Source organism: Acinetobacter zhairuonensis (assembly GCF_022601715.1).
Lineage (GTDB): Bacteria > Pseudomonadota > Gammaproteobacteria > Pseudomonadales > Moraxellaceae > Acinetobacter.
This window is the reverse complement of the sequence record NZ_JAKVIM010000013.1, coordinates 25991-49645: the sequence shown is the minus strand read 5'-3', so window position 1 is coordinate 49645 and position 23655 is coordinate 25991. Positions and strand designations below refer to the sequence as shown.

Sequence of the window (23655 nt, the reverse complement as noted above, 5' to 3'; positions counted from 1 at the left end):
ATTTCCCCTTATCCCTGCTTGGAGCCTGCAATGTCGCAAAGTGAAGCCACTGCAACCGAATTTAAACTGATTGACTGTAATGAAACCGAGCATGCTGCTGCCATTTTAGACATTCTGAATGATGCGATTTTGAATTCGACGGCACTGTATGACTATCACCCACGCACGCTACAAAATATGCAAACGTGGTTTGCCAATAAGCGTGAGCAGCATTTTCCTGTACTCGGCATCATTAACAAGGCTGGAAAGCTGCTCGGTTTTGCCAGTTGGGGAACCTTTCGCGCTTTTCCTGCCTATAAATATACCGTCGAACATAGTGTGTATATTCACCCTGAGCATCGCGGTTGTGGGCTAAGTAAAATTCTGATGCAAGCCCTGATTGAAAAAGCCAAGCAACAGGACATTCATGTCATGGTCGGATGCATTGATGCAGAAAATAGCGCCAGTATTCAATTGCATCAAAAACTGGGCTTTACCCATTCGGGCACCATTCAACAGGCAGGTTTTAAATTTGGTCGCTGGTTAGATGCGGCATTTTACCAACTAACTTTAAAAACCCCGCTTCATCCTCAAGATGGTTAAACTCAATTCCATCTTTTGAAAACAAAAATGAGAGCATGCTGCTCTCATTTTTATGCTGTAGATAACCGTTTAACTGGCTTGCTGAAATTCACTGAGATGCTTAATTTCATAAGGTAAGCCGACATAGTTTTCTGCCAGTGTAGTTTGCCCTGCTTCTGAGCCCAGCACATAACTTAATTCTGCTTGTTTGATTTTATGATCAAACTCACTTTCAGTTTCGAAACGATGCAATAAATGCGTCATCCACCATGAAAAGCGTTCCGCTTTCCATACACGCTGCAAACATTTTTCTGAATATTCATCAATACCTTGCTCAGAACCATTTTGGTAATACTCAATCAAGGCACTAGATAAATAGGCAATATCTGAAGCCGCCAAATTCAAGCCTTTCGCGCCTGTCGGAGGCACAATATGTGCGGCATCGCCTGCCAAGAACAGTTTGCCAAAACGCATCGGCTCAGTCACAAAGCTACGTAGTGGCGCAATGCTTTTTTCAATCGAAGGACCAGTGACGAGTTTTTCACGGCTTTCTGGATCTAAACGATTTTTAAGTTCATCCCAGAACTGCTCATCTGACCAGTTTTCTACTTTATCGGTCAATGGAACCTGTAAATAGTAACGGCTGCGGGTTTCTGAACGCATACTGCACAAAGCAAAACCACGCTCTGACTGTACATAAATCAGTTCATCTGCGACTGGGGGTACATCCGCCAATACGCCTAACCAGCCAAAAGGGTAAATTTTTTCAAAGGTTTTAATCTTATCTTCAGGCACACTGGCACGGCACACGCCATGATAACCATCACAGCCTGCAATAAAATCACATTCAATTTGATAAGACTGGTTTTGATATTCAAAAGTGACTTTCGGTTGTCCATAAAAGTCATCAATTTGCACATTCTGAGCTTCATAAAATGAAGTTAAATTTGCATGTTCACGGGCATGCATGAGGTCTTTGGTAACTTCGGTCTGACCATACACAGTCACTTGTTTACCACCTGTCAGCGCAGCTAAATCAACACGATGCTTTTGCCCTTGGGTCAGGATCTCAATACCTGAGTGTGGTAAACCGTGTGCTTTAAGATTTTCATCAACACCGGCCTCGGTCAGCAAATCCACTGAAACTTGTTCCAAAATTCCTGCGCGGATACGTGAAGAGACATAGTCTGCACTGCGCTGCTCTACAATCACGTGATCAATCCCTGCTTTATAAAGCAACTGCCCAAGTAATAATCCTGCGGGACCTGAGCCAATAATTGCGACTTTGGTTTTTACAATTTCCATGCTGTTCATCCTTGTTCGTTTCTTGTTTCAGATTACGCTGGGATGTTTTTTTGAGCTATATCGCCAAATTGAAATTGACCGTATATCATTAGAGTTGTCCGCATATCGGACAAAAGCATTTAATAGTCAGGAAAAGCAGTATGGAAACTGAGCAAGACCATGTCGTACATCCACATTCACAAGACGTCATTCTACAAGCAGATTACATTGCGGGTTTAGCCAAAGGCTTACATATTTTAGAAGCTTTCGGGGTCGATCGGCAGCGTTTGAATGTCACTCAAGTGGCTGAACGTACAGGCATCAGTCGTACTGCGGCAAGACGGTATTTAAAAACCCTGAAGTTTTTAGGTTATTTAGATACGGACGAACATTTTTTTTGGCTAACCCCTCGGGTGTTGCGTTTTTCCAGTGCCTATTTAAGTTCGGCACATCTGCCTAAAGTGGCACAATCCTTACTTAATTTACTCTGTGTGCAAACATCCTTGACCTTTTCCATGGCGGTTCTGGATGAACACGAGGTCGTGCCGATTGCCCGCAGCTATCTGCCGCAACAAGATCAGTTTCGCGTCAATCCTTATGGTATGCATTTGGGCAATCGCCTGCCTGCACATGCCACCTCGACAGGGAAAGTTTTATTGGCGGCTTTATCGAAAGAAGAGCAACAGGTTTGGGTGGAGAAATATGGTCTGAAACGTTTAACCGCGCTCACCATTACCGATAAAAATCAATTCTATGCCGAGCTAGAAAAAGTCGCATTATCGGATTATTGCCTGTCAAAAGAAGAACATGAATTAGGCATTATTGCGCTTGCTGTACCTGTATTAAACGCGCATGGTCAAACCATTGCAGCCATTAACTGTATTTCACAAAGCAACCATACCAGTGAAGACTATCTTATTCAGCAAATTTTACCGTTGTTGAGGCATGCTGCGAGTGAATTACGTGGCTTAATTTAATCTGTGTTCAAGCTTAAACCAAACTAGACATTGCAATGTCATATTCGCGCGGACACATGTAGCTGAACGAACATTTTCCATAAGCACAATACAAAAAAGCCACGTCAAATGCGTGGCTTTTTTTAAAGAAAGTAAATAAAAATGAATACCTGCTTATTTCACAGGAATCATCAGGTGTTGATAAGGCGTACCTGACCACATCACATAAGGAACGCTGGTATCAGGTTGCGCACTTTTCGGATACATATCATAAAAACTTTGTGATGCACCCACGATCATGACGTGAGGTCCTGTTTGTATCCAGTGATTGTTTGCACTTGGTTTAGTGGCATAAGGATCGACATTGCTTGCGTCAGTCCCTCCCATGAGCATGTACATAAAACCTATTTTACCTTCGACTGGTTTTTTATGACCAATCCAAGCTTCTGCCCATGCTAAAGCGGCAGGATCCATACACATAGGGTCTGGTCCTGGAGTCGCGGGGTTATCAGGCATACAGGTAAAATTATTATGTCCTTTGCGTAAGGTACGCATTTTGCCTTTTGCATCCATGGCAATGATGGTCGCTTCGGCACTGACATTGATGGGTGCCGCACTCATGGCACTCATGATTGCTTTTTTATCGTTTGCGGAAAGGGAGCTTTGCATCGATGCTTCCATACTTGAACCACCGTGGGTTTCCATTGCGAAAGCCATCGGGGTCAATAAAGAAATACATCCAGCGGTGATTAAAAATTTAAGGAAATTCATGGCATATCCTCCGATTTTGAGGTGAGCTGTGTCATGCAAACTTCCGTTCTGCACTACACCTGCCATAGCTTTAAAAATGGAATGAAATTCAAGATTATCATTCTTATAAAGTCTATTTTTTAACCATAGTTAAGCGAAGTCAATATCATGGATACCTTATATTACAAAAACAAAAAAATTAAATAAAAATCAGCATCTTGATGCTTCATCTTATTTACTCCGCGTTTCTTTTTGCTCTATATAACTTTCTGGGTAAGGATCTTCTTGAATGACCTTACGGTACTCAAATACTGCTTCCAGCAACAAATGATCTTTTTCACTCAGGTAGCGACTTGGTAATAAAAAAACTTCTTTAGGATCTTTAAATCCATATAAAGCAAAAATCTGTTCTGACTTTTCTGAAAAATGTTTTAATGAATTTGAAGCATTTTTAATAATAAAAAACAAAACAAAACAAAACAAAACAAAACAAAACGCTAAAATTAATAAAGTACTTAAGTTTATCCCACGTGCAAAAAAAACAATCAAACTTGTTATAATAATTGTTATAGAATACCAAACCAATCCACCTTTCATAACTGAAGTGTTATGGGTTTTGGGTGAAGCCCCCATCCCAACCTGCATATGAAGCAAGCCTGTTTTAGGACTCAATACTGAATAAAGCTCATACAAATTGTTTTCAAGCCATCTTACAATGCAAATAACATATTCACCCAGTTCAAATAACGCACGATGAAATTGACCAATACAAACTTTCCCGCCTATTTCCAAAACAACTGACTTAACATGTAAACGACTACGTGAGGCTAAAAAACTGTCTGCGCGGATATGAAATACTTTCAGCTACGACTGATAGAATTGCAGATGAAGTAATTTGTGCATCACCTGATTTTCCAAATGCACTTAAAGAGTCATCATAAATTTCTAGTCACTGAATACGACCTTCAAGTTTTATCATTTCTTATCAAAATAATCCTCTGGATAGGGATCAAGGCCTTTTAAATTTTTTCGATACTTCATGACACTAACATGTATACCATCTATATCAAGTAAACTTTTTTGGAAGAAATCCTGATTTTTAGGGTTTTCAAAACCTAACTTATCAAAAATTTTTTCTGATATTTTTGATAATGAGATTACTGAATTTCCAATAACAATATATCCCAACATAAAGATTATAGAAAAAACAAAGCAGCTTAAAAATATTATCCCACCATACTTAACATAATCCATTCCGCCTCCATCCAAATAATTTAACAAAATAAAAAATATAGAAAAAAAGAGGAATAGGAATAGACTAGACATTATAGTACTTTTATATAACTTTCTTAATGAGCGCCCCATTTCATACATCATATAAAGTAATCCTTCTTTGGGATCAAGTATAGTATATGCTAAATGTCGACCCTGCTCTTTTTCCTCACTTATTACCAATATCAAAGGATCATTTTCTTTAAACTGTACAGTGGTAAATTGTCCTATAACCTTATAACCACTCACTTCACAAGTACAAGTTTTAGCATCAATTCCTCTTGCCGCCATAAGCATAATTGGAGCATTTGTCATCAATGCACTACTTGATGCTAAAGTACCTAGAATTGCCGAACCAACAGCTTGTTTTTCGATATTTTTAAATGGATAAACTTTGGAATCTTCAATTTTAAGATCCCTTACACGGCCTTCGATTTTTATCATTTTTTATCAAAATAATCCTCTGGATAAGGATCTGGGCCTTTTAAATTTTTTCGATAATACATAACACTTCGTCTTAATTTACCCTGATCATCAGTAAAAAAGTTATTAGCTCTAAAATCTTGATTTTTAAAATCTTCAAAACCTAGCATCGCAAAGACTTGTTCTGATAGTCGACATGCTTGTTTCTGATCACGTGAAAATAAAAAAGTACTTAATACAAATAAAAATGTAAAAACAAATGGTGCTATGAGAAGAGGGAGTATGTATTCATAAAGACTAAAATCCAAACCCTGATCAAAAAAAAAAGCTCCCTATTAATATTATTGCATTTCCGAACAAAACAAAAAAAAGAGCATCAGATAGCGCTGTTTTGCAAATACTTATATAGCCCTGCTTTAACGAACGCCCCATCTCATTAATCATATGCAACAATCCAGTTTTGGGATCTAAGGTTGCATAAACCAAATGTCGTCCTTGTTCTTTTTCTTCACTAATGACCCAAACCAGTTCATCACCATTCTTAAATTGTACTGTTGTAAACTGGCCAATTAATCGATAATCAGCTATTTCACATGTAAAAGATTTAGCATCTTCTCCTCTCGCTGCCATCATCATAATAGGAGCATTGGTCGCCAAGCTACTGCTTGCAGTTAAAGCCCCTATCATCGCAGTGCCCGCAGCTTGTTTTTCGATGTTTTTAAATGGATGAATTTTAGAATCTTCAATCTGAAGATTCCTTACGCGGCCTTCTATCTTTTTCATTTTTTATCAAAATAATCCTCTGGATAGGGATCTTTTCCTTTTAAGATTTTCAATAATACATAATGTTGATTTTAACACAATATTTCTACTCAACATTCGCGAACTAACTTAAAATCCGTGCTGTATTTTAACTTTATAATTTTAAAAATGATGATTAAACATAAACTTGCAATCATTCTACTCTCAAGTATCTCATTAGCTGCTTGTGCCAAACCCATTTCAAATGCAAATCAGAAAGCTTTGGGTCCAACCACGAAAACCGACCTATCTTCTGAACAACAAAAACAATTACAACAACTGCTCGACAAGACAAAAAAGAACCTGATTTTTGTAAAAGGTGGTACCTATAAAATGGGTGATTTTGGTCCTGAACATAGTATCGATGGACTTCCATATGATGGCAATGGAGATAGTAAACCCTTACATAAAGTCACCCTAGACGATTTTTATTTAAGTGCCACCAAAGCCACCTATGCAGATTTTGATATTTATACAGAAGTTACAGGGCAAAAAGCCGTCGGGAATTTTGATGAATACTCGATTGAACAAAGAGTTCCTACAGCAGCAGCAGGTATTAATTGGCAACAAGCTCGTGATTATTGTCAATGGCTTGGTACTCAACTCAATTTAAAGATGGACTTACCCACAGAGGCTCAATGGGAATATGCAGCACGGAATCGGGGACAATATATTCTTTATGCAACTGATAATGGAAAAATTGATAATGGACGTAATGTATGGAGCTTTGAACAGAGACAACAGTCCCAAGATAAATTAAAAATTTATAAAAATATATCTGAACTGCAAAAATATCCAGCAACCCCTTTAGGTTTTTATGACATGATTACTGATAATTATGAGTGGATGCTCGACTGGTATGATCCTGAATATTACAGTAAATCTCCAGAGAAAAATCCTCAAGGTCCAAAGAGTGGGACATTAAAAGTAGTACGGAGTTCCGCACCCGCAGATGGACAACCTTTAAAAACATTTACAGGTAAAACCATGGGTAGACATGCGATCGATCCTGTAGCAGATCCAAAGTTGGTGAACAGTGAATTATTAAAAAAATATACTGTTGATTTTAATCAAAACAATTCCGTACGTTGCGCTGCCAATCCTTAATCATTAACCGTGTATCAGGTTATGCCTGATACACGATTGGATTTAATTTACAGTCTCAGTTCCACTCTATTTTCGATTCGTTACTTCTAAATACCAAATCGTTTCACCCCAACTATTATTTTCAACCTCAGAAAATACGTCTCCTTGTTCAAAGTAACGGGATTGCAATCCATTTGCTGGACTCCACCAATGACCTGTCCATTGACAAATCTGACCAGCAAAACCTTTTAGGTTTTCTGATTGAATAGTTTCGGCAGAACCACCTTCATCTGCAATACGTTCAACTAATACCCACTTTGTATCTTCTTTATGATCATATTGAGGACAATCTTCATCTAGTCCTACTAATGCTTCTATCGCATCATGCCCTTTAAGCAACAGCTGTGCACTTGCATCTTCTATTTCAGGAATATAAATACCATCCTGTGGCACAGTTACATTTGTTTTTACTGTAATAGTTTGGTTTAGCTTATATATTGGTAAAGATGGCGGCAAATTTAATTCTCCTAAATAATCTTCATCATAACCTTCTGATAAAAGAGTCATAGGCCAATTACCAAAAACTGTGGCTTTAATATTTGATGACAATCTACTGGCTTTACTTTGCCACTCATCAAACAATGACAAGTTTTTTTCATCCATCCAATCAGGAAAATACTCTACTCTTTGATTTCTAAAATCAGTGACGACATTCCCAGCATATTGCAAAGCAGATAAATCACCCTCTAATAAACGCTTATAGCCATAATTCAATGCTTCAAGAGTTGATCTAAAGTTAGGCAATACATGCTCGCCCCAAACTATGTCAGGTTGTTGTGAAATATGTCGACTTCTATAATCATAAGCTAAATCCTGCATAAATAGCTCGAGTGCACTCTCTGCTGCATCCAGCATATTTTTAAAAGCATCGACTAATTCTTTAAAATATTCAGCAGAACTAAATAGTTCAAGTAAATAAATTTCCTGTGGGCGAATTTCAAATTGTGACATTACTTTTTATCTCCATACGGCTTTGTTGCACAAACCTATCTCTAAAGCCTTATTTAACCCAGAAAAAATGCAAAGCCTTGGAAAGATACAAAAGTTCATTCGCAAGAGAGAAACGAATTACTAAAAACGGTCAAACGTTTAGGGAGAACGATTTGGAAAAATTGGTCTGGCTATCATCGGCGAAGTTTGGTCGAAACCAAGATACATTGCATCAAATTATTAGGTAATCGACTACATTCAAGAAACTTTCAAAGACAAGTTAATGAGATTCATGCACGTGTGGCCGTGCTTAATAGATTTACAGAGTTAGGGCGTCCTCATACCCGAGTTGTAACTTAAATTTGAGATGCTTAGGGAAGTTCTATCTTTAAATTCTTTATGCAACAAATCCTCTGAAAAGCCATGCTTTTTTACAATCAGGTTTTACACGGAAATATAAACCCTCACCATCTAATTCCCGATACTCTTTTTCTTCAGCTTCGAGATTCGCTAATACGGTATCTGATAAAGGTCTTCTTTTAATATCAGCTCTTTTCATACCTTGTACACCAGTGAGTTCAATAAAATACACAATGTACAAGACAGTGTACACGGCACATGTACACTATATTTGGTTATGTTCAGGCATAAAAAAAGGCTTGATCCTTTTAGAATCAAGCCTTTCCGCTTTATATAACGTCATATTCAGTCATATTAAGCTAGGTGTTTGGTGGAGGTGGCGGGAGTTGAACCCGCGTCCGCCAGCACTACGCTCGAGAATACTACATGCTTAGATATCGTCTATTGTTTTAACTCTTTGTGACCCGACGAACAGGGTACAAATCGCGATCCTCTTAATTTAGTACAAAACCCCGAGGCTTGATTTTATACGGACTTGTGTGCGTGCGCTTCGGTCGGACTCTCTAACCACAAGTATTCAGAGAGGCGGACAAGCTGCCCTTAGGCAGCTAGAGCGTATGATTCGTCGTTTGCGACTAAAAAATGCAAATTTGATTTACGAGAGAAAATGCGCTCTCGACATGCATCTATGAGTTTCATCACCAGCGTCGAAGCCAGAAACACCCCCAAAGTAGCGTCAATCATAGCATAGTTGCTAGAAAATACGATCTATTTTCTAAACAAACACACATATTGATGCGCTTAATTACATAATTGCGCTAATATTTTAGTTTTCAAGTCTAACAATAAAATAATTTATGAGCTATTTACTTGCACTCGACCAAGGAACCACCTCTAGCAGGGCGATTATCTTTAACGAACATGGAAAAATCTACGCAACAGCTCAACGTGAAACTCAAATTCGAACCCCACATTCAGGCTGGGTAGAACAAGATGCGCAAGAAATCTGGAGCACTCAAATTGCCGTGGTGCAACAGGCCATTGCTTCAGCCCATTTACTACCCAAAGACATCACAGCTATTGGCGTCACCAACCAACGTGAAACCACCGTTGTCTGGGACAAACGTACAGGTATTCCCCTTGCCCCAGCGATTGTGTGGCAAGACCGCCGCGCCACACAATGGTGTGAACAACTGGCGAAACGTAACCTTTTAGCCACCATTCATAAAAAAACGGGTTTACGTATTGACCCCTATTTCAGTGCAGGCAAACTGGTTTGGCTGCTGGAAAACGTCGATGGATTAAGAACCCTAGCAGATCAAGGTCATGTGGCTTTTGGCACCATTGATAGCTGGCTAGTTTGGAATCTCACTCGCGGTGCTGAACATGTGATTGAAGCCAGCAATGCTTCGCGCACCATGCTCATGAATTTAGCCAGCCAGCAATGGGATGAAGAATTATTAGAATTATTTAATATCCCTGCTTCTGTACTGCCGACCATCATTTCTTCTGATCGCTACATTGCCAATACTGCCACAGGTTTATTGGGTGCCGAAATTCCTATCGCAGGTATTTTGGGAGATCAACAGTCTGCCCTATTTGGTCAATCTTGTTTTGAAGCAGGCACAGCCAAAAACACCTATGGCACAGGCTGTTTCATGCTGTTCAATACAGGGGATCAAATCCAGTATAGCCAGAATCAATTGCTCACCACGCTGGCTTGGCAGTGCCAACAACACAATACCTTTGCATTAGAGGGCAGCGTGTTTATGGCAGGTGCGATTGTACAATGGCTCAGAGATGGTCTCGGGATTATTCAGCGCAGTTCCGATGTAGAAAAACTAGCATGCCAAGTTCAGAATTCGGATGGTGTAGTGTTGGTGCCTGCCTTCACTGGCTTAGGCGCGCCCCATTGGGACAGCAACGCCCGTGCCCTGCTATGCGGAATGTCACGCGGTACCAACAAAGCCCATATTGCCCGTGCCGCCTTAGAATCTATCGCCTTTCAAGTTTCAGATGTATTGAATGCCATGCAGGCCGATATTAGCCAACCCCTCAAAGAATTACGGGTGGATGGTGGTGCCAGTCAAAATGATATGTTGATGCAATTCCAAGCCGATATGCTCAATGTGCCTGTGCTACGCCCGAAAATGCTGGAATCTACCGCATGGGGCGCCGCAGCTATGGCGGGACTGAAGATGGGTGTGTTTTCAGATGTTTCTGAAATTGCCGAATCTTGGCAGCTCGATCGAGTCTTTGAACCCCAAATGTCGGAAGATCAACGTCAGCAACATTTACAGCAATGGCATACCGCGTTAAAGCGGGCGAAATCTGAAATTTAAGTGAGTAAGCACCACAAAATGTTGCTTGTGGTGCTCATGCTTAAATTAATGACTTGGTCCCGTCACTTTGGTTTTCGGTTTTGGTGCAAGCCAAATGATTAAACTTGCCACCACAAAGACCAAAGTTAAAATCAAAAACACGTGATCAACTGACATGGTCATGGCTTCTTTATCCACCAAGTTTGAAATCACGCCTAATGTTGTTTCATTGCTCATGCCGTTTTGCAGCAAAGTATTTTGTACTTCGGTCGGATTTAAACTCGACACCATTTCAGTACGAGCCACTTTGGCATGGTCATCCCAAATGGTCACCGCAATGGATGCACCGATCGCGCCAGCCATGGTTCTTAAGAAATTCATTAAGCCTGCCGCAGATGCCATTTCAGTGATTAACACCGAACCCAGCGCAATATTGGATAAGGGAATAAAGAAAAATGGTACGGCAAAACCTTGCAGCATTTGTGGCATTGCCAAAGTCATAAAGTCGGCATCAGTGACCCAAAAGGCGCGCATAAGCGTCACAATGCCCATCAACATTAACCCGAAGCTGGCTAACGCGCGCTGGTCATATTTAGTCGCCAATCGTGCAACAATTGGAGACATGGTCAAACTACCGAAGCCCATGGTCGCAGTCAGATAACCCGCCCACGTTGCGGTATAGCCTAAATTCACCTGCACCCATTGTGGAATTAACACAATACTGGCAAAGAACCCGCCAAAGGCAAACGCCAGTGACAAGACCGAAATGGTAAAGCCGCGATAACGGAAAATAGCAATATTTACAATTGGATGCTGTTCGGTGAGTTCCCAGATAATAAAGGCAATTAAGCCAATGACCGTAATCACCGCGAGCAGGCAGATAAAGCCGCTGCTAAACCAGTCATTCTCATGCCCCAAATCCAGCATGAGCTGTAAAGCACCAATCCAAACAATCAGTAAAGTCAGTCCCACCGTATCAATCGGCAAACGGAATTTATCGGTTTCAGCTGGCTTTAATAAGCGCATCGCCGCCATAGCGCAAATGATTCCGACCGGAATATTGATAAAGAAAATCCAGTGCCAAGACCAGTTATCACTAATCGAACCACCTAAGATTGGACCTAAGATTGGACCAACCACCGTGGTCATTGCCCACATACCCATGGCTTGGGATTGCTTTTCAGGCGGGAAAATCCGCATCAACAAGGTTTGGCTCAGTGGCATGATTGGACCACCAAACAAGCCCTGACCAATACGACAAAATACCAACATTTCTAAACTTGTCGAAAGCCCACACAATACGGAAAAGGTGGTAAAACCAATCAGACTGATTACGAACAATCGAACTGCACCAAAGCGCCCAGCCAACCAACCCGTTAATGGCACACAAATCGCTTCTGCTACGGCATATGAAGTAATCACCCATGTGCCTTGAGAGCTTGAAACTGCCAAGCCTCCCGTAATATGCGGAACCGAAACATTGGCAATGGTCATGTCCAGCACCACCATAAAGTTTGCCAATGCCAGTACAAAAGCAGCCAGCATCAAGCGACCGCCTTGTAAATCTCCAAAAGGACGATACTGGTTCATGGCAAATTACTTCGAACGTAAGTCGATTTTGGCTTCCATAGACAGTCCCACACGCAGAGGATGTTGCGCCAATTCTTTTGGATCTAAAGCAATACGAACAGGCAAACGCTGAACCACTTTAATCCAGTTCCCTGTGGCATTTTGTGCTGGAATCAAGGCAAAGGCGGAACCTGTACCACCAGAAAATCCTTGAACAGTCCCGTGAAATTCCACTGCATCGCCATACAGATCAGAAACTAAACTCACTTTTTGTCCTTCACGGACTTTTTCCAATTGGCTTTCTTTAAAGTTGGCATCTACATACAGTTGTGAAACAGGAACCACCATCATCATCACTGTTCCAGGTGCAACCCGCTGTCCCACCTGAATATTACGGCGTGCCACAACACCATCCAGCGGTGCTTTAATCTGAGTACGTTCTAAATCCAGTAGGGCTTGTTTTAATTTGGTTTCAGCAATCAGCACATCGGGCGTTGAATTTTCATCGCTATCTAAAATTAAGGCATCATTCGCAGCCAAAGTGCTTTGCGCTGCTTTCTGACTCGATTTTGCCTGTGCCAATGCTGCTTTGGAAACCGATAGGCTTGCCTGTGCATTTGCTACTGCAATTTTCGCTGAGCTTAATTCTTCTTTGGAAATCGCACCCGATGCACTGAGTTGCTGACGACGCAGCAATTCTTTTTCTGCTTTGCCTAAATCCACCTGCGCTTTTTGTACCTGCGCTTCAGCACTATGAATGCCATCATCACTGACAAAAACCTGAGAATTTAAGGCATTGCTGTTGGCACGGGTCTGCTTGTATTGGCGTTTGGCTTTGGTCAGTTCTGCCTGAGCAGCAGCAACGGCAATCTTGGCATCACGATCATCAATTTGAACCAGTACATCGCCTTGTTTCACCTGTTGGGTATCTTTGACCAAGACTTGCTGTACCTGCCCATTCACCATAGACGTAATAGAGGCTGTTTCAGCGCCAACGTAAGCATTATCCGTACTGACATAATGATTTAAAAACAGTGCCCAAATTGCATAACCCACAGCAACAATTGCCAGTATTGCACCAAATATAGCAAAGGACTTTTTACGCTTGGCTTGCATATTCGCGGCATTTGATTGTGGTGAATGAGTTGAAGCTTCTGTCATCGTTTTTTCCTTCAGCCAGACAGACTTGGTCACCACAAAATCCACAACTCAAACAGTTTTTTTGCTTATTTTTAAAAACTGAAGATTCGTGTCGATGAGAAAGTCATTTGTTTAATATAAATTTGGCTAGGAATTTTAAATAAAAAACTCATCATTTGAGAAATGATTTTTTAGACTTATCGGTTTATTAATTGATTCAAGCTGCCATTCTCTTGGCAACTTAAATCTTAACTTGGGAGAAATGTTCAAACAAAATAATTTACTTTTCAACTACTTTAGAACGCATAAGATGCTATTGCAGTCGCAATGGCTTTATCTTCATCGTTTACCAAAGTCATACGCATAGTGCAGCCTTTACGCCCTAAACGTAAGGTTTCCGCACGGGCTATAAAGAACTTGCCACGCCCAGGGGCTAAATAATCAACCCGCATATCCACCGTCGCCAAGCGTGTCACCTTTTTAATGGTATCGGGCAATTGCTCAGGTTCAGCGCGTTTATACAACTCGCCCATCGCTACAATACCGCCTACGCTATCGAGAATGGTTGCGGCAACACCGCCATGCAAAATTTGAAAAGCAACATTACCAATCAAATAAGGCTGCATCTCGATATAGCCTTCAATTTGCTGATCGACCACACGCATCGTCATACCATTATGGGAGAAAAATGGCGAACTATTAAAGGCATGACACAATTGCTGTAGGACCACATCAATATCGACTTTCGAGCCCAAATGAATACCCCCTGTCCATTTCTTTTCCATATCGCTCATAAATTGCTCAAACACCTTAAATTTTGAAAAAACGACCGCATTTTGCCCCTAAAATAGTGGGATGGGTCTACAATACCGCCTAGTTTAATACTGATCAGTGAGATTGTTATGACTTATACGTTCAATCGTCCAGCATTTCCTGCCACTCGTATGCGTCGTATTCGAAAGAATGACCAATTACGTGCCATGGTCAGGGAAACACAACTCACTACAGATCACTTGATTTATCCTGTATTTGTATTGCCAGGTCAAAATCAAACGCAAGATATTCCAAGCATGCCGAAAATTCAGCGCCTATCTGCTGATTTACTGCTAAAGAAAGCCGAAACTTTATTAGAACTTGGTGTATCTAAACTGGCACTCTTCCCAGTAACCCCACAAGAAGATAAAAGCTTAACTGCCGAAGCGGCATGGCGTGAAGATGGCTTGGTGCAGAACACCGTTCGCCTACTGAAAAAAGAACTGCCTGAAATGGTACTCATCACTGATGGCGCATTGGATCCTTATACCACTCACGGTCAAGATGGCATTATTGATGACACAGGCTATGTGCTCAATGATGAAACTGTTGAATGCTTAATTAAGCAAGCACTCAGTCACGCTGAAGCAGGTGCAGATGTCGTAGCTCCAAGTGACATGATGGATGGACGGATTGGCGCAATTCGTCAAGCCTTGGAAGCCAATGGACATATCTATACCAACATCATGGCCTATTCAGCTAAATATGCATCCAGCTTCTATGGTCCCTTCCGTGATGCGGTAGGTTCTGCCAGCAACTTAAAAGGCGGCAATAAATACAATTACCAAATGGATGTCGGTAATCGTGCTGAAGCCCTGCATGAAATTGCACTGGATATTCAGGAAGGCGCAGACATGGTGATTGTAAAACCAGGGATGCCCTATTTAGACATCGTGCGCGAAGTGAAAGATACTTTTGGTGTTCCAACCTTTGTGTATCAAGTCAGTGGTGAATACGCCATGTTGGCGGGTGCGATCCAAAATGGCTGGTTATCCGATCAAGTGATCATTGAATCACTCATGAGCTGCCGTCGTGCTGGTGCCGATGGAATTTGGACTTACTTTGCCGAAGAAGCTGCCCTTAAACTTAAAGCCATGAACTAAATAACATCAAATCCTTATGAATATCGTCATTATTGGTGCGGGCATTAGTGGTCTATTGTCGGCTTTAGAACTGGCTGAACAAGGCTGTCAGGTCAGTATTTATAACCAGACTTATGCAGGTCAGGCCTCTTGGGCTGGTGGCGGTATTCTTTCCCCGATGTATCCGTGGCGCTATCCACGTGCAGTCAATCAATTGGCAAAGTACGGCAAAGCCCTGTATCAGACTTGGAATGAAAAATTACAGCCTGTCACAGGCATTGATTTTCAGATTCACGAAACAGGTATGCTGATTTTAGATGAGGCAGATTTTGAAGTTGGTTTAAATTATAAAAACCAGTTTCAAGAACCGATGCAGCATTGTGAATACTTGCAGCGTGAACAATTAGATCAAGTCAATCCTCATCTTGCCGAGCAATTTCAGCATGCGATTTATTTCCCTGAAATTGCCAATGTGCGTAATCCTCGCCTACTCCAGTCCATTCGCCAGTATTTGCAACAGCATCCGAAGGTACAATTTTTCGATCAAACCCCGATTCAAAAATTTCATCTTCAACATGACCAAGTGCAATATGTGGAAACTGAAGCTGGACAAAAAGTCTATGCCGATCAATTTGTGCTAACCACTGGTGCGTGGTCAGGTTTATGGTCAGAGCAACTGGGTTTAGAACTTCCTGTGCGTCCAGTCCAAGGACAAATGGCATTGATTAAAGCCCCTGCACACTGGTTACCGACCATGTGTATGAATCAGGTGATGTATCTGATTCCTCGCAAGGATGGACATATTGTCTGTGGTTCCAGCATGCAAGAGTGTGGGTTCAATGCTGACACGTCTGATCAAATTCAGCAGACTATTTTAGAAGCTGCATATGAAATGGTGCCTGAACTCGCCCAGTTCCCTGTGGTGCAGCAATGGGCAGGCTTACGCCCAAGCTCACCTGAAGGTATTCCTTATATTGGTCAGCTACCGCATCTCGAGAATGTCTGGCTCAATCTCGGGCATTTTAGAAATGGTTTATGTATGGGACCTGCATCAGCACAATTGTTACGGCAACTGATGCTGAAACAAGCGACTACGGTCAATGCGACGGCTTACAGCCCTGCACAATTACTCAAGCCTGAAATTCTCGCTAGATAAATCCCATCCGCATCACATTAAACCAGATCGTTCAAGGCTTCCTTCAAAGTTGGAAACTTGAACTCAAAGCCTGCCTGCTTTAGCGCTTGAGGCTGCACAAACTGACCATTCAAAATCAGCTGTGACTGCTCCCCCAAAAGTGTCTTAAATACCCAAGCAGGCATATTCAGTATCGGATGTCGCTTTAAACTTTGAGCCGCAATATAAGCAAATTGAGATTGCGTGACTTTTTCAGGTGCCACGACATTAAAGACTTGCTGTTCGGTGTCTTGGGTCAAAATGAACTCCATCGCCCGCAGCACATCCTGAATGTGCACCCAAACCACAGGCTGCCGACCATGACCAATGCGACGAACTAGATTCCATTTAATCGGAAACAGCATTTGCGGTAATATGCCACCACCATGCCCAAACACCACACCGAGGCGCATAATCTTGGTGTGTTGCGCCGTATCCGCCCGAGCTGCCTGTTCCCATTCTTGACAGAGTTGTGACATAAAAATCGCTTGTCCGTGAGATTCTTCCGTACAGACTTGCTGCCATTGCTCGGCAGAATCAATCCCGTAATAACCCACAGCCGAACCCGACAAAATACATTTCGGAAAAATTTGTCTGCGCTGTAAAAATTGATAAAGGGCTTGGGTCGTTCTCACGCGACTTTGAATCAGCTTTTGTTTACGCTGCGCAGTCCATCGCCCCTGTGCAATACTTTCACCCGCAAGATTAATCACATAATCAATGGATTGTAGTTGTAGTTCGTCAAATTGCTGAACCCAGCTTAAGTTGGGATGGGTTCGGGGTTGTGCTTTCCGCGAGACACCTATCACCTGATAGTCTCGCGCCAGTAAATAAGGCAACAAATGGGAACCAATAAATCCAGAAGCTCCCGTAATCAACACCACAGGCTTGTACATAAAACAATCTCTTGGCTAGATCATTTATCTATAAATGAGAAAGCGCTTAAATACAAGCCTATGCACATTAACCAAACATTTTGCTGGCCATGCGCTGTGCCTGAGCCCCGTAAAACCAATAGGTGAGCAAATAAAGTGGAATGGCAATTAACAAAAACATAATCAGCACCACCGCCATAAATTGTGGGTTTTGCAGATATAACAGCAAGTCTTGCCAAATCGTTGGATTGCTACGTGAGAAGAAATAAATTCCACCCAATAGACCCAGCAAATTGTAGCCCCAGAAGATCAGACTGAATCCTAAAGTGAAACGTTTACGCTCGGTCTGTGTCGGTGCCCGTTTTTGCTGTTTGAGAAATTTAAATAGAACCCAAATCATCGCCACCAAATAAGGCACTGCGGTGAGTATACCTCCCACCCCGCGTGGCAAGAGTGCTGCCAGTACGCCACAAATACATGTGAACAAAAAGCACAGCACAAAAAACCAGATGAAATATCGACGGAGTGGTAGCATGAATACAGCTCAATAAGGGCAAAATCCTATTATAAAAAAAATTTCGCTTTTTTTTAATTTTCTTGTCAACCAATTCAAACTTACTGGCGTTATTAAGAGTACAAGGTTCGAAACCGTTAATTTGTATCGGCATCCACAATATTTTCGGCGACCTTCGACCAAAAGCAACAAGCTTAGCGTGAACGTCAAACTTTTAAAACAGCAGCTTAAAAGTTTGAGAGTTCCAGCGTTTTTTGACCGACGATTTCATCATCACTCGAATCGTCGGTCTTTATTTTTCAGAACAATAAAAATAGGAATAAAACGTATGCAGCCATTGGTTTACTTTGAAATTCAATCCTCTAACCCTAAACGGGATGTACAATTTTACCAAGCTGTATTTGGCTGGAAATTTACCAAAGTAGAGGGACTTCCGATTGAATATTACCAAATTGATACTGCCAACCTGCATGGTGGTTTATTAAAACGCCCTGTAGATGTTCCACCGACCCATTGCGGCACCAATGCCTTTACCTGTTCCATTCAAGTTGAAGATTTTGATACAACTGCTGCAAAAATTTTGGCACTGGGTGGACAAGAAGCCATGCCCAAATTTGCCATTCCGAATAAATGCTGGCAAGGTTATTTCATTGATCCCGATCACAATACTTTTGGCTTGGTACAACTTGATCCCAATGCAGCCTAAGCGCTGATACTCTTGCGCCTTTAGCTGTCGCATTCGACATCTCCACCGTTTTTAACTAGGGAAAATATGCTAAGTTATACACGGCATTTTTATTCCTAGAGATCACATGACTGTACGCTTTTTTCATACTTCGGACTGGCATTTGGGGCAGTTTTTTTATAATCATTCCCGCCAGTATGAACATGAACAATTTTTAGCGTGGCTGATCGAACAAATCAAACTCAAACAACCACATGCCTTGCTCATTGCAGGCGATATTTTCGATGTGATCAATCCTGCATCCAGTGCGCAAAAGCAACTGTATCAATTCTTGGCAGATGCTCATGCAGTCGCACCACACATGCAAACCCTCATGATTGCGGGCAACCATGACTCTGGTTATCGCATTGAGCAGGTGGAACCGCTACTCTCCAAATACAATGCCAAAGCCGTCGGGGTCATTCATAAAAATACCGAGGGTCAACTGGATCTCAATCGCCTGCTGATTCCAATTCATGATGAGCAACAGCAGATTGTGGCGTGGTGCCTAAGCCTGCCATTTTTACGTCCTGCCGAAATCACAGGTATTAATGAACAAACCAGTGACAGCAAAAATGCCATTGCGCACTTACACCAACAACTGATTACCGAAGCTAAACGACGTAAAAGTGATGATCAAGCCCTGATTCTGATGTCGCATGCGCATATGCAAGGTGCTGAAACTTCCGACTCGGAACGCCCAATTATTATTGGCAATGAAGAAGCACTATCGACCGCACTGTTTGATGAGGTGATTGACTATGTAGCTTTAGGGCATTTGCATAAACCGCAAAAAGTTGGACAAGAGCATATCCGTTATAGTGGTTCGCCAATTCCGCTGTCCTTTAGTGAAGTGAATTACAAACACCAAGTTTTAGAGATTCAGATTGACCCGAATTTAGAAGCCTCAGATTGCCTGAAAATGGAGGTGTTAGCGATTCCACGCAGTATTGCCTTGCATCGCATTCGTGGTGAAATGCATGAAGTCTTGCAACAACTGCAAGGTTTAGCGACGGGTGAAATCGAAAATATTGACCAACGCGAATACGTCGATATTGAATACTATAGTTTGACCCCTCCACCACCCAATTTGCGGCAGCAATTTGAACAGGCATTGCCTGAAAATCGCTATCGTCTGGTCCGCATCTCACGCCAATATTTGTCTTCGGAACAAGATGCCTCGAATACGCACACCCTACAGCTTGAACCACCGACACCTGTGCAGCTGTTCCAAAATGTATGGGAAAAACAGGGCTATGCTGCTGATGATGAGGTCTTGAAAGACTTTATGAGTCTAGTGAATGAAGCACAAAAAACGTTAGAAGAAGAACCCAACAGTTAAAGGCTTGCCATGAAAATTTTATCAATTCGAATTAAAAATCTAGCATCGCTGGCTGGCGAACATCTAATTGATTTTGACGCTGAACCTTTAGCCAGTGCGGGCTTAATCGCGATTGTAGGCAAAACGGGTGCGGGTAAATCGACCATTCTAGATGCTATGTGTTTGGCACTGTTCAATAAAATCCCCCGTCTCAAAGACAGTGATGGAAAACTCCTCGACACTGATGGTTCGGAATTACTGACCAACTCCCCGCTGACCGTATTACGTCGCGGTACGGGGCATGGCTTTGCCGAATTATGTTTTATTGCGCAAGATCAAAAACGTTATCTAGCACGTTGGGAAGTCAAACGTGCACGCGAAAGTGCATCAGGTAAACTGCAAAATGTTCAGCGCTATTTAAAATGTTTGACTGATGATGTGGTCATTGCGGATAAGAGCAAAGCCGTTGATGAAAATATTAAGTCCATTACCCAGTTGTCCTTTGAACAGTTCACCCGTGCAGTGTTATTGGCGCAATCCGAAGTCACAGCATTTTTAAAAGCTCGCGACAATGAACGTGGTGAATTATTAGAATATCTGACCAATTCCAGTATTTTCGGAAAAATTGGACAACTGGCTTTTGAAAAAACTAAATCGATTGCCACACAACGTAAAGAACTGGAAAATGTCTTAGGCCATATCGAGCTACTCTCGGAAGAAGAAGTTGCAGAACTTCGTAGCCAACTCAAAACAGCACAACAACAAGTTCAACAACTTGAACAAGAAAAAACTCAATACACTCAACAGCAGCAATGGTTTGAGCAACTGCATAAATTAGAGCAGGATATTGAACTTAAACAGCAACAGCATCAGGTACAACAACAAGCGCATGCCGCTTTAGCAGCAGATCGCCAGCACCTAACCCAGCTTGAAACTTTCTCAGCTATACGTCCCGTAGTATTTCAGCAACAACAGATTATAAATACGCTACAGCAGATTGCACCACAAATTCAGCAACAACAGCAGCACTTTACTGTGCTATCGACTCAATTTGAACAAGAGAAAACTCTTTTTCAACAAGGTGAAAATGCTCTGCATCAGCTACAAAATTTCGAGCTGCAACATCAGCAAAAACTGGCTGAAGTGAGGAAGTATGTACAAGAACGTGACTATATTGCCGAAGAATATAAAAAAACCAAAAGCCGTTTGCTGCAATTAGATGCACAGCAACAGCCTTTACTCGAACAGCAACAACAGTTGCAGCAAGAGTTACAACAATTGGCTATCCAACAACAATCCTATGCAGCACAACTACAGACTAGCAATCCATTTTCATCATTAGATAAGAGCTTAAATTCACATCTTCAGCAATTACAGCAGTATATTCAACACTATCAGAAAGTCGAAAATACGCTGGGCAATCTGCAACAAGCACAGCAACAGCTTGATCAAGACAAAACACAATTACAAAAATTAGTGGCGCAATTTGGAACGACTACTCAAATTGAAACTCAACGAGAACAGCAACAGCAAAATAGAGAGCAACAACTCACTCAACTGAATCAACTGGACTTCATTCAGCAAAAGTTACAGCAATGGTTTGCGTTAAAAACTGAAATACTGAGTCTGAATGACAAGTTAAATGCGATTCAACAGCGGCATCAGCAATGTCAACAACACGTTCAACAGACTGAAACAGAATTCCAGTCTGCAAAAACTGAACGTGAAAAGTTGCAAGCTTTCTTGCAGCAACAACGCTTGCTGCATGCCGAGAATATTGAACATTTACGTGCAGAATTAAAATCGGGTGAAGCCTGCCTTGTCTGCGGCAGTACAGAACACCCTTATCGTGATGATGAAAAGTTGGTGGCAAAGGCTTTGTATGAGTTGCAGCAACAGCAAGAACAACAAGCCCTGCAACGGGAACAGCAATGCCTGCTACTTTGGCAAACAGCTCAACAACAATTGACACAGCTGATTACTGAGCAAGCGCAACTGCAACAAGCGTTGCAGCAGGCAAATACAAAAGCTGAACTGCAGCACAATGAATTACAGCAGAATTTAACCCAATCTGAACTTGGTTTAGATTTAGACCAGACACAACCGCAAATTCTGGCAACCCTGCAAGAGTGCATTGCAAAAACCACACAACTCAAACAGCAATCGGAACTTGATTTACAACAGCTGAATCAAGCGCATAAAGAGCAACTGCATTTGATCCAAAGCGTGCAACAGATTTCCCATCAATTGCAATCTGTGCAGCAGTGGCAACAGCAAATCCAGCAAATTGTGGACTGCCTATCTACACATGAAAAAGCAATGTGGCTGGAGCAACCACTATCGATTGCGCAAAAGACCATGCAGCATTTACAGCAACGTGCACAACAGCTTGAGCACATTGAAGTCTTGGTCAAACAACAGGAGCATTCAATCCAACAACTGCAAGTGCTGAAAACCAATCTCGGCAACCTTCAGTCACAACAACAGGAACTCTCGCAACAACTTCAGGAAGTGGAAGCCAAAGGCAAACACAATACAGAAGCAGCCCATCAACTGATTGTACAGATGACAGGCTCAACCGAACTCAAAGCCACAGATTGGCTGCATCAGCATGATCAACAGCGTCAGTTGTTCCAACAACAATATCAGCAACTTAAGCAAAGCTTTGAACAGGCACGTCAAAATTTCGAACAGCACAGAAATGCCCTGGAACAACTGCAAGCGCAACAGCAGCAACAGCAGCAAGCCCTTGATCAAGTCAAAACAGACATCACAACATGGTTAACCCAGCACAGTGACTTCACTGCATCACAGTTAACCAAACTGCTTGCGATTTCTTCAACACAAGAACAACAGCTGCGTTTAAGCTTGCAGCAGGCAGATCGCCTATTGAATGAAGCAACGTATGCATTGACGACTTTACAAAACCAATTGCAACAACAGCTGCAACTACAACCCCAAATTAGTTATGAACAATTGCTGCAATTGCTTGTAGCCAATACTGAACAATTGCAGCAACAGGCTGAACAGCGTGATCAACTGAAATTAAAACTGGAATTGCATCAGCAAAATTTAGCCAAGCAACAGCAATTCGCCACTCAAATTCAGCAAATTCAGCAACAAGAACATCGTTGGGCAAAGATTTCAGGCTTAATGGGCGATGCCACAGGCAAAAAATTTCGTGACTTGGCACAGCAATATCACTTGGATATTTTAATTGAGTATGCCAACCAACAATTGGCGCAGCTCTCGCAACGCTATACCTTAAAACGTCTGGACAATTCACTCAGTTTGGCGATTATTGACCATGATATGGATGGAGAAACCCGTTCGGTCGCCTCACTTTCAGGCGGAGAATCTTTCCTGACGGCGCTGGCACTTTCTCTCGCGATTGCCAATATGGCTTCGGGTTCCATGAAAATTGAATCTCTCTTTATTGATGAAGGTTTTGGAACCTTAGATGCATCTTCCTTGCATATGGTGATGAATGCTTTTGATCAATTACAGAATCAAGGTCGTAAAGTAGTGCTAATTTCCCATATTCAGGAAATGCATGAACGGATTCCTGTGCAGATTCAGGTACAACCAGTGGGTTCAGGTTCTAGCCAGATTAAAATTGTGTCTTAAACGGACTCGACC

19 protein-coding genes, 1 other RNA gene and 3 pseudogenes are annotated in these 23655 nt (G+C 41.8%); 10 read left to right on the top strand and 13 right to left on the bottom strand.

All coding sequences use genetic code 11. The annotated features are described in order from the left end of the window. Positions 1 to 30: 30 nt before the first annotated feature. The gene (locus MKI85_RS11455; RefSeq protein WP_241627860.1) at positions 31 to 582 is read left to right on the top strand and encodes a GNAT family N-acetyltransferase; all 552 of its coding nucleotides are present in this window, start codon (positions 31 to 33) and stop codon (positions 580 to 582) included. A gap of 69 nt (positions 583 to 651) precedes the next feature. Here the strand turns inward: MKI85_RS11455 and pobA are convergent, their stop codons facing one another. Further along, positions 652 to 1866, bottom strand: coding sequence for a 4-hydroxybenzoate 3-monooxygenase (pobA, locus tag MKI85_RS11450; RefSeq protein WP_241627859.1), 1215 nt, complete (start codon positions 1864 to 1866; stop codon positions 652 to 654). Positions 1867 to 2006: 140 nt separating this feature from the next. On the opposite strand from pobA, the gene MKI85_RS11445 reads away from it, so the two are divergent. Continuing rightward, the gene (locus MKI85_RS11445; RefSeq protein WP_241627858.1) at positions 2007 to 2822 is read left to right on the top strand and encodes an IclR family transcriptional regulator domain-containing protein; all 816 of its coding nucleotides are present in this window, start codon (positions 2007 to 2009) and stop codon (positions 2820 to 2822) included. Between the two features lie 153 nt (positions 2823 to 2975). On the opposite strand, the gene MKI85_RS11440 is transcribed toward MKI85_RS11445, so the two are convergent. The 4 genes and pseudogenes from MKI85_RS11440 to MKI85_RS11425 form a co-directional block, all read right to left on the bottom strand. Next, on the bottom strand, positions 2976 to 3572 hold the full coding sequence (locus MKI85_RS11440) for a hypothetical protein (RefSeq protein ID WP_241627857.1): 597 nt from the start codon (positions 3570 to 3572) through the stop codon (positions 2976 to 2978). A 210-nt stretch (positions 3573 to 3782) separates the two neighbouring features. Beyond that, positions 3783 to 4494 (bottom strand): annotated as a pseudogene (locus MKI85_RS11435) (putative type VI secretion system effector). A 32-nt stretch (positions 4495 to 4526) separates the two neighbouring features. Next, on the bottom strand, positions 4527 to 5267 hold the full coding sequence (locus tag MKI85_RS11430; protein ID WP_241627856.1) for a putative type VI secretion system effector: 741 nt from the start codon (positions 5265 to 5267) through the stop codon (positions 4527 to 4529). Beyond that, positions 5264 to 6029: pseudogene (locus tag MKI85_RS11425) on the bottom strand (putative type VI secretion system effector). Before MKI85_RS11425 ends, MKI85_RS11430 begins: the two are co-directional and overlap by 4 nt. 150 nt (positions 6030 to 6179) lie before the next feature. On the opposite strand from MKI85_RS11425, the gene MKI85_RS11420 reads away from it, so the two are divergent. After that, on the top strand, positions 6180 to 7154 hold the full coding sequence (locus MKI85_RS11420) for a formylglycine-generating enzyme family protein (RefSeq protein WP_413351753.1): 975 nt from the start codon (positions 6180 to 6182) through the stop codon (positions 7152 to 7154). 66 nt (positions 7155 to 7220) lie between these two features. Here the strand turns inward: MKI85_RS11420 and MKI85_RS11415 are convergent, their stop codons facing one another. Beyond that, positions 7221 to 8144, bottom strand: coding sequence for a hypothetical protein (locus MKI85_RS11415; RefSeq protein ID WP_241627855.1), 924 nt, complete (start codon positions 8142 to 8144; stop codon positions 7221 to 7223). A gap of 57 nt (positions 8145 to 8201) precedes the next feature. Between MKI85_RS11415 and MKI85_RS11410 the strand changes: the two are divergent. Then, positions 8202 to 8483 (top strand): annotated as a pseudogene (locus MKI85_RS11410) (transposase); the annotation flags it as partial. 37 nt (positions 8484 to 8520) lie between these two features. Here MKI85_RS11410 and MKI85_RS11405 read toward each other — a convergent pair. Both MKI85_RS11405 and ssrA read right to left on the bottom strand, forming a co-directional pair. Next, complete coding sequence (locus MKI85_RS11405) at positions 8521 to 8682, bottom strand: Arm DNA-binding domain-containing protein (RefSeq protein ID WP_281070035.1); 162 nt, start codon at positions 8680 to 8682, stop codon at positions 8521 to 8523. Positions 8683 to 8851: 169 nt separating this feature from the next. Beyond that, positions 8852 to 9210, bottom strand: a transfer-messenger RNA (tmRNA) gene (ssrA, locus tag MKI85_RS11400). 130 nt (positions 9211 to 9340) lie between these two features. Here ssrA and glpK point away from each other — a divergent pair. Continuing rightward, positions 9341 to 10825, top strand: coding sequence for a glycerol kinase GlpK (gene glpK / locus MKI85_RS11395; protein WP_241627854.1), 1485 nt, complete (start codon positions 9341 to 9343; stop codon positions 10823 to 10825). Between the two features lie 45 nt (positions 10826 to 10870). Here the strand turns inward: glpK and MKI85_RS11390 are convergent, their stop codons facing one another. From MKI85_RS11390 to MKI85_RS11380, 3 genes are all read right to left on the bottom strand, one after another. After that, the gene (locus MKI85_RS11390) at positions 10871 to 12394 is read right to left on the bottom strand and encodes a DHA2 family efflux MFS transporter permease subunit (protein ID WP_241627853.1); all 1524 of its coding nucleotides are present in this window, start codon (positions 12392 to 12394) and stop codon (positions 10871 to 10873) included. A 6-nt stretch (positions 12395 to 12400) separates the two neighbouring features. After that, positions 12401 to 13534 (bottom strand): HlyD family secretion protein, encoded by a 1134-nt coding sequence (locus MKI85_RS11385; RefSeq protein ID WP_241627852.1) that lies wholly within the window; start codon positions 13532 to 13534, stop codon positions 12401 to 12403. 275 nt (positions 13535 to 13809) lie between these two features. Further along, positions 13810 to 14307 carry a thioesterase family protein gene (locus MKI85_RS11380; protein ID WP_100243041.1) on the bottom strand — a complete coding sequence of 166 codons (498 nt, stop codon included), beginning with the start codon at positions 14305 to 14307 and terminating at the stop codon, positions 13810 to 13812. Between the two features lie 108 nt (positions 14308 to 14415). Here MKI85_RS11380 and hemB point away from each other — a divergent pair, with 108 nt between their 5' ends. Together hemB and thiO are read left to right on the top strand one after the other, a co-directional pair. Further along, entirely contained in the window at positions 14416 to 15429 is a 1014-nt protein-coding gene (gene hemB, locus MKI85_RS11375; protein ID WP_241627851.1) for a porphobilinogen synthase, read from the top strand. Positions 15430 to 15445: 16 nt separating this feature from the next. Further along, positions 15446 to 16564: a glycine oxidase ThiO gene (gene thiO, locus MKI85_RS11370; RefSeq protein ID WP_241627850.1), complete on the top strand. Its 1119-nt coding sequence runs from the start codon at positions 15446 to 15448 to the stop codon at positions 16562 to 16564. 17 nt (positions 16565 to 16581) lie between these two features. Here thiO and MKI85_RS11365 read toward each other — a convergent pair whose 3' ends face one another. Beyond that, positions 16582 to 17478 (bottom strand): TIGR01777 family oxidoreductase, encoded by an 897-nt coding sequence (locus MKI85_RS11365; RefSeq protein ID WP_241627849.1) that lies wholly within the window; start codon positions 17476 to 17478, stop codon positions 16582 to 16584. Between the two features lie 67 nt (positions 17479 to 17545). After that, positions 17546 to 17992, bottom strand: coding sequence for an ABZJ_00895 family protein (locus MKI85_RS11360; protein WP_241627848.1), 447 nt, complete (start codon positions 17990 to 17992; stop codon positions 17546 to 17548). Between the two features lie 307 nt (positions 17993 to 18299). Here MKI85_RS11360 and MKI85_RS11355 point away from each other — a divergent pair, with 307 nt between their 5' ends. The 3 genes from MKI85_RS11355 to MKI85_RS11345 all read left to right on the top strand — a co-directional run bounded on the left by MKI85_RS11355 (position 18300) and on the right by MKI85_RS11345 (position 23643). Beyond that, positions 18300 to 18677: a VOC family protein gene (locus tag MKI85_RS11355; protein WP_241627847.1), complete on the top strand. Its 378-nt coding sequence runs from the start codon at positions 18300 to 18302 to the stop codon at positions 18675 to 18677. Between the two features lie 106 nt (positions 18678 to 18783). Beyond that, the gene (locus MKI85_RS11350; protein WP_241627846.1) at positions 18784 to 20037 is read left to right on the top strand and encodes an exonuclease SbcCD subunit D; all 1254 of its coding nucleotides are present in this window, start codon (positions 18784 to 18786) and stop codon (positions 20035 to 20037) included. Between the two features lie 9 nt (positions 20038 to 20046). Further along, positions 20047 to 23643 carry an AAA family ATPase gene (locus tag MKI85_RS11345; RefSeq protein WP_241627845.1) on the top strand — a complete coding sequence of 1199 codons (3597 nt, stop codon included), beginning with the start codon at positions 20047 to 20049 and terminating at the stop codon, positions 23641 to 23643. Positions 23644 to 23655 lie beyond the last annotated feature (12 nt).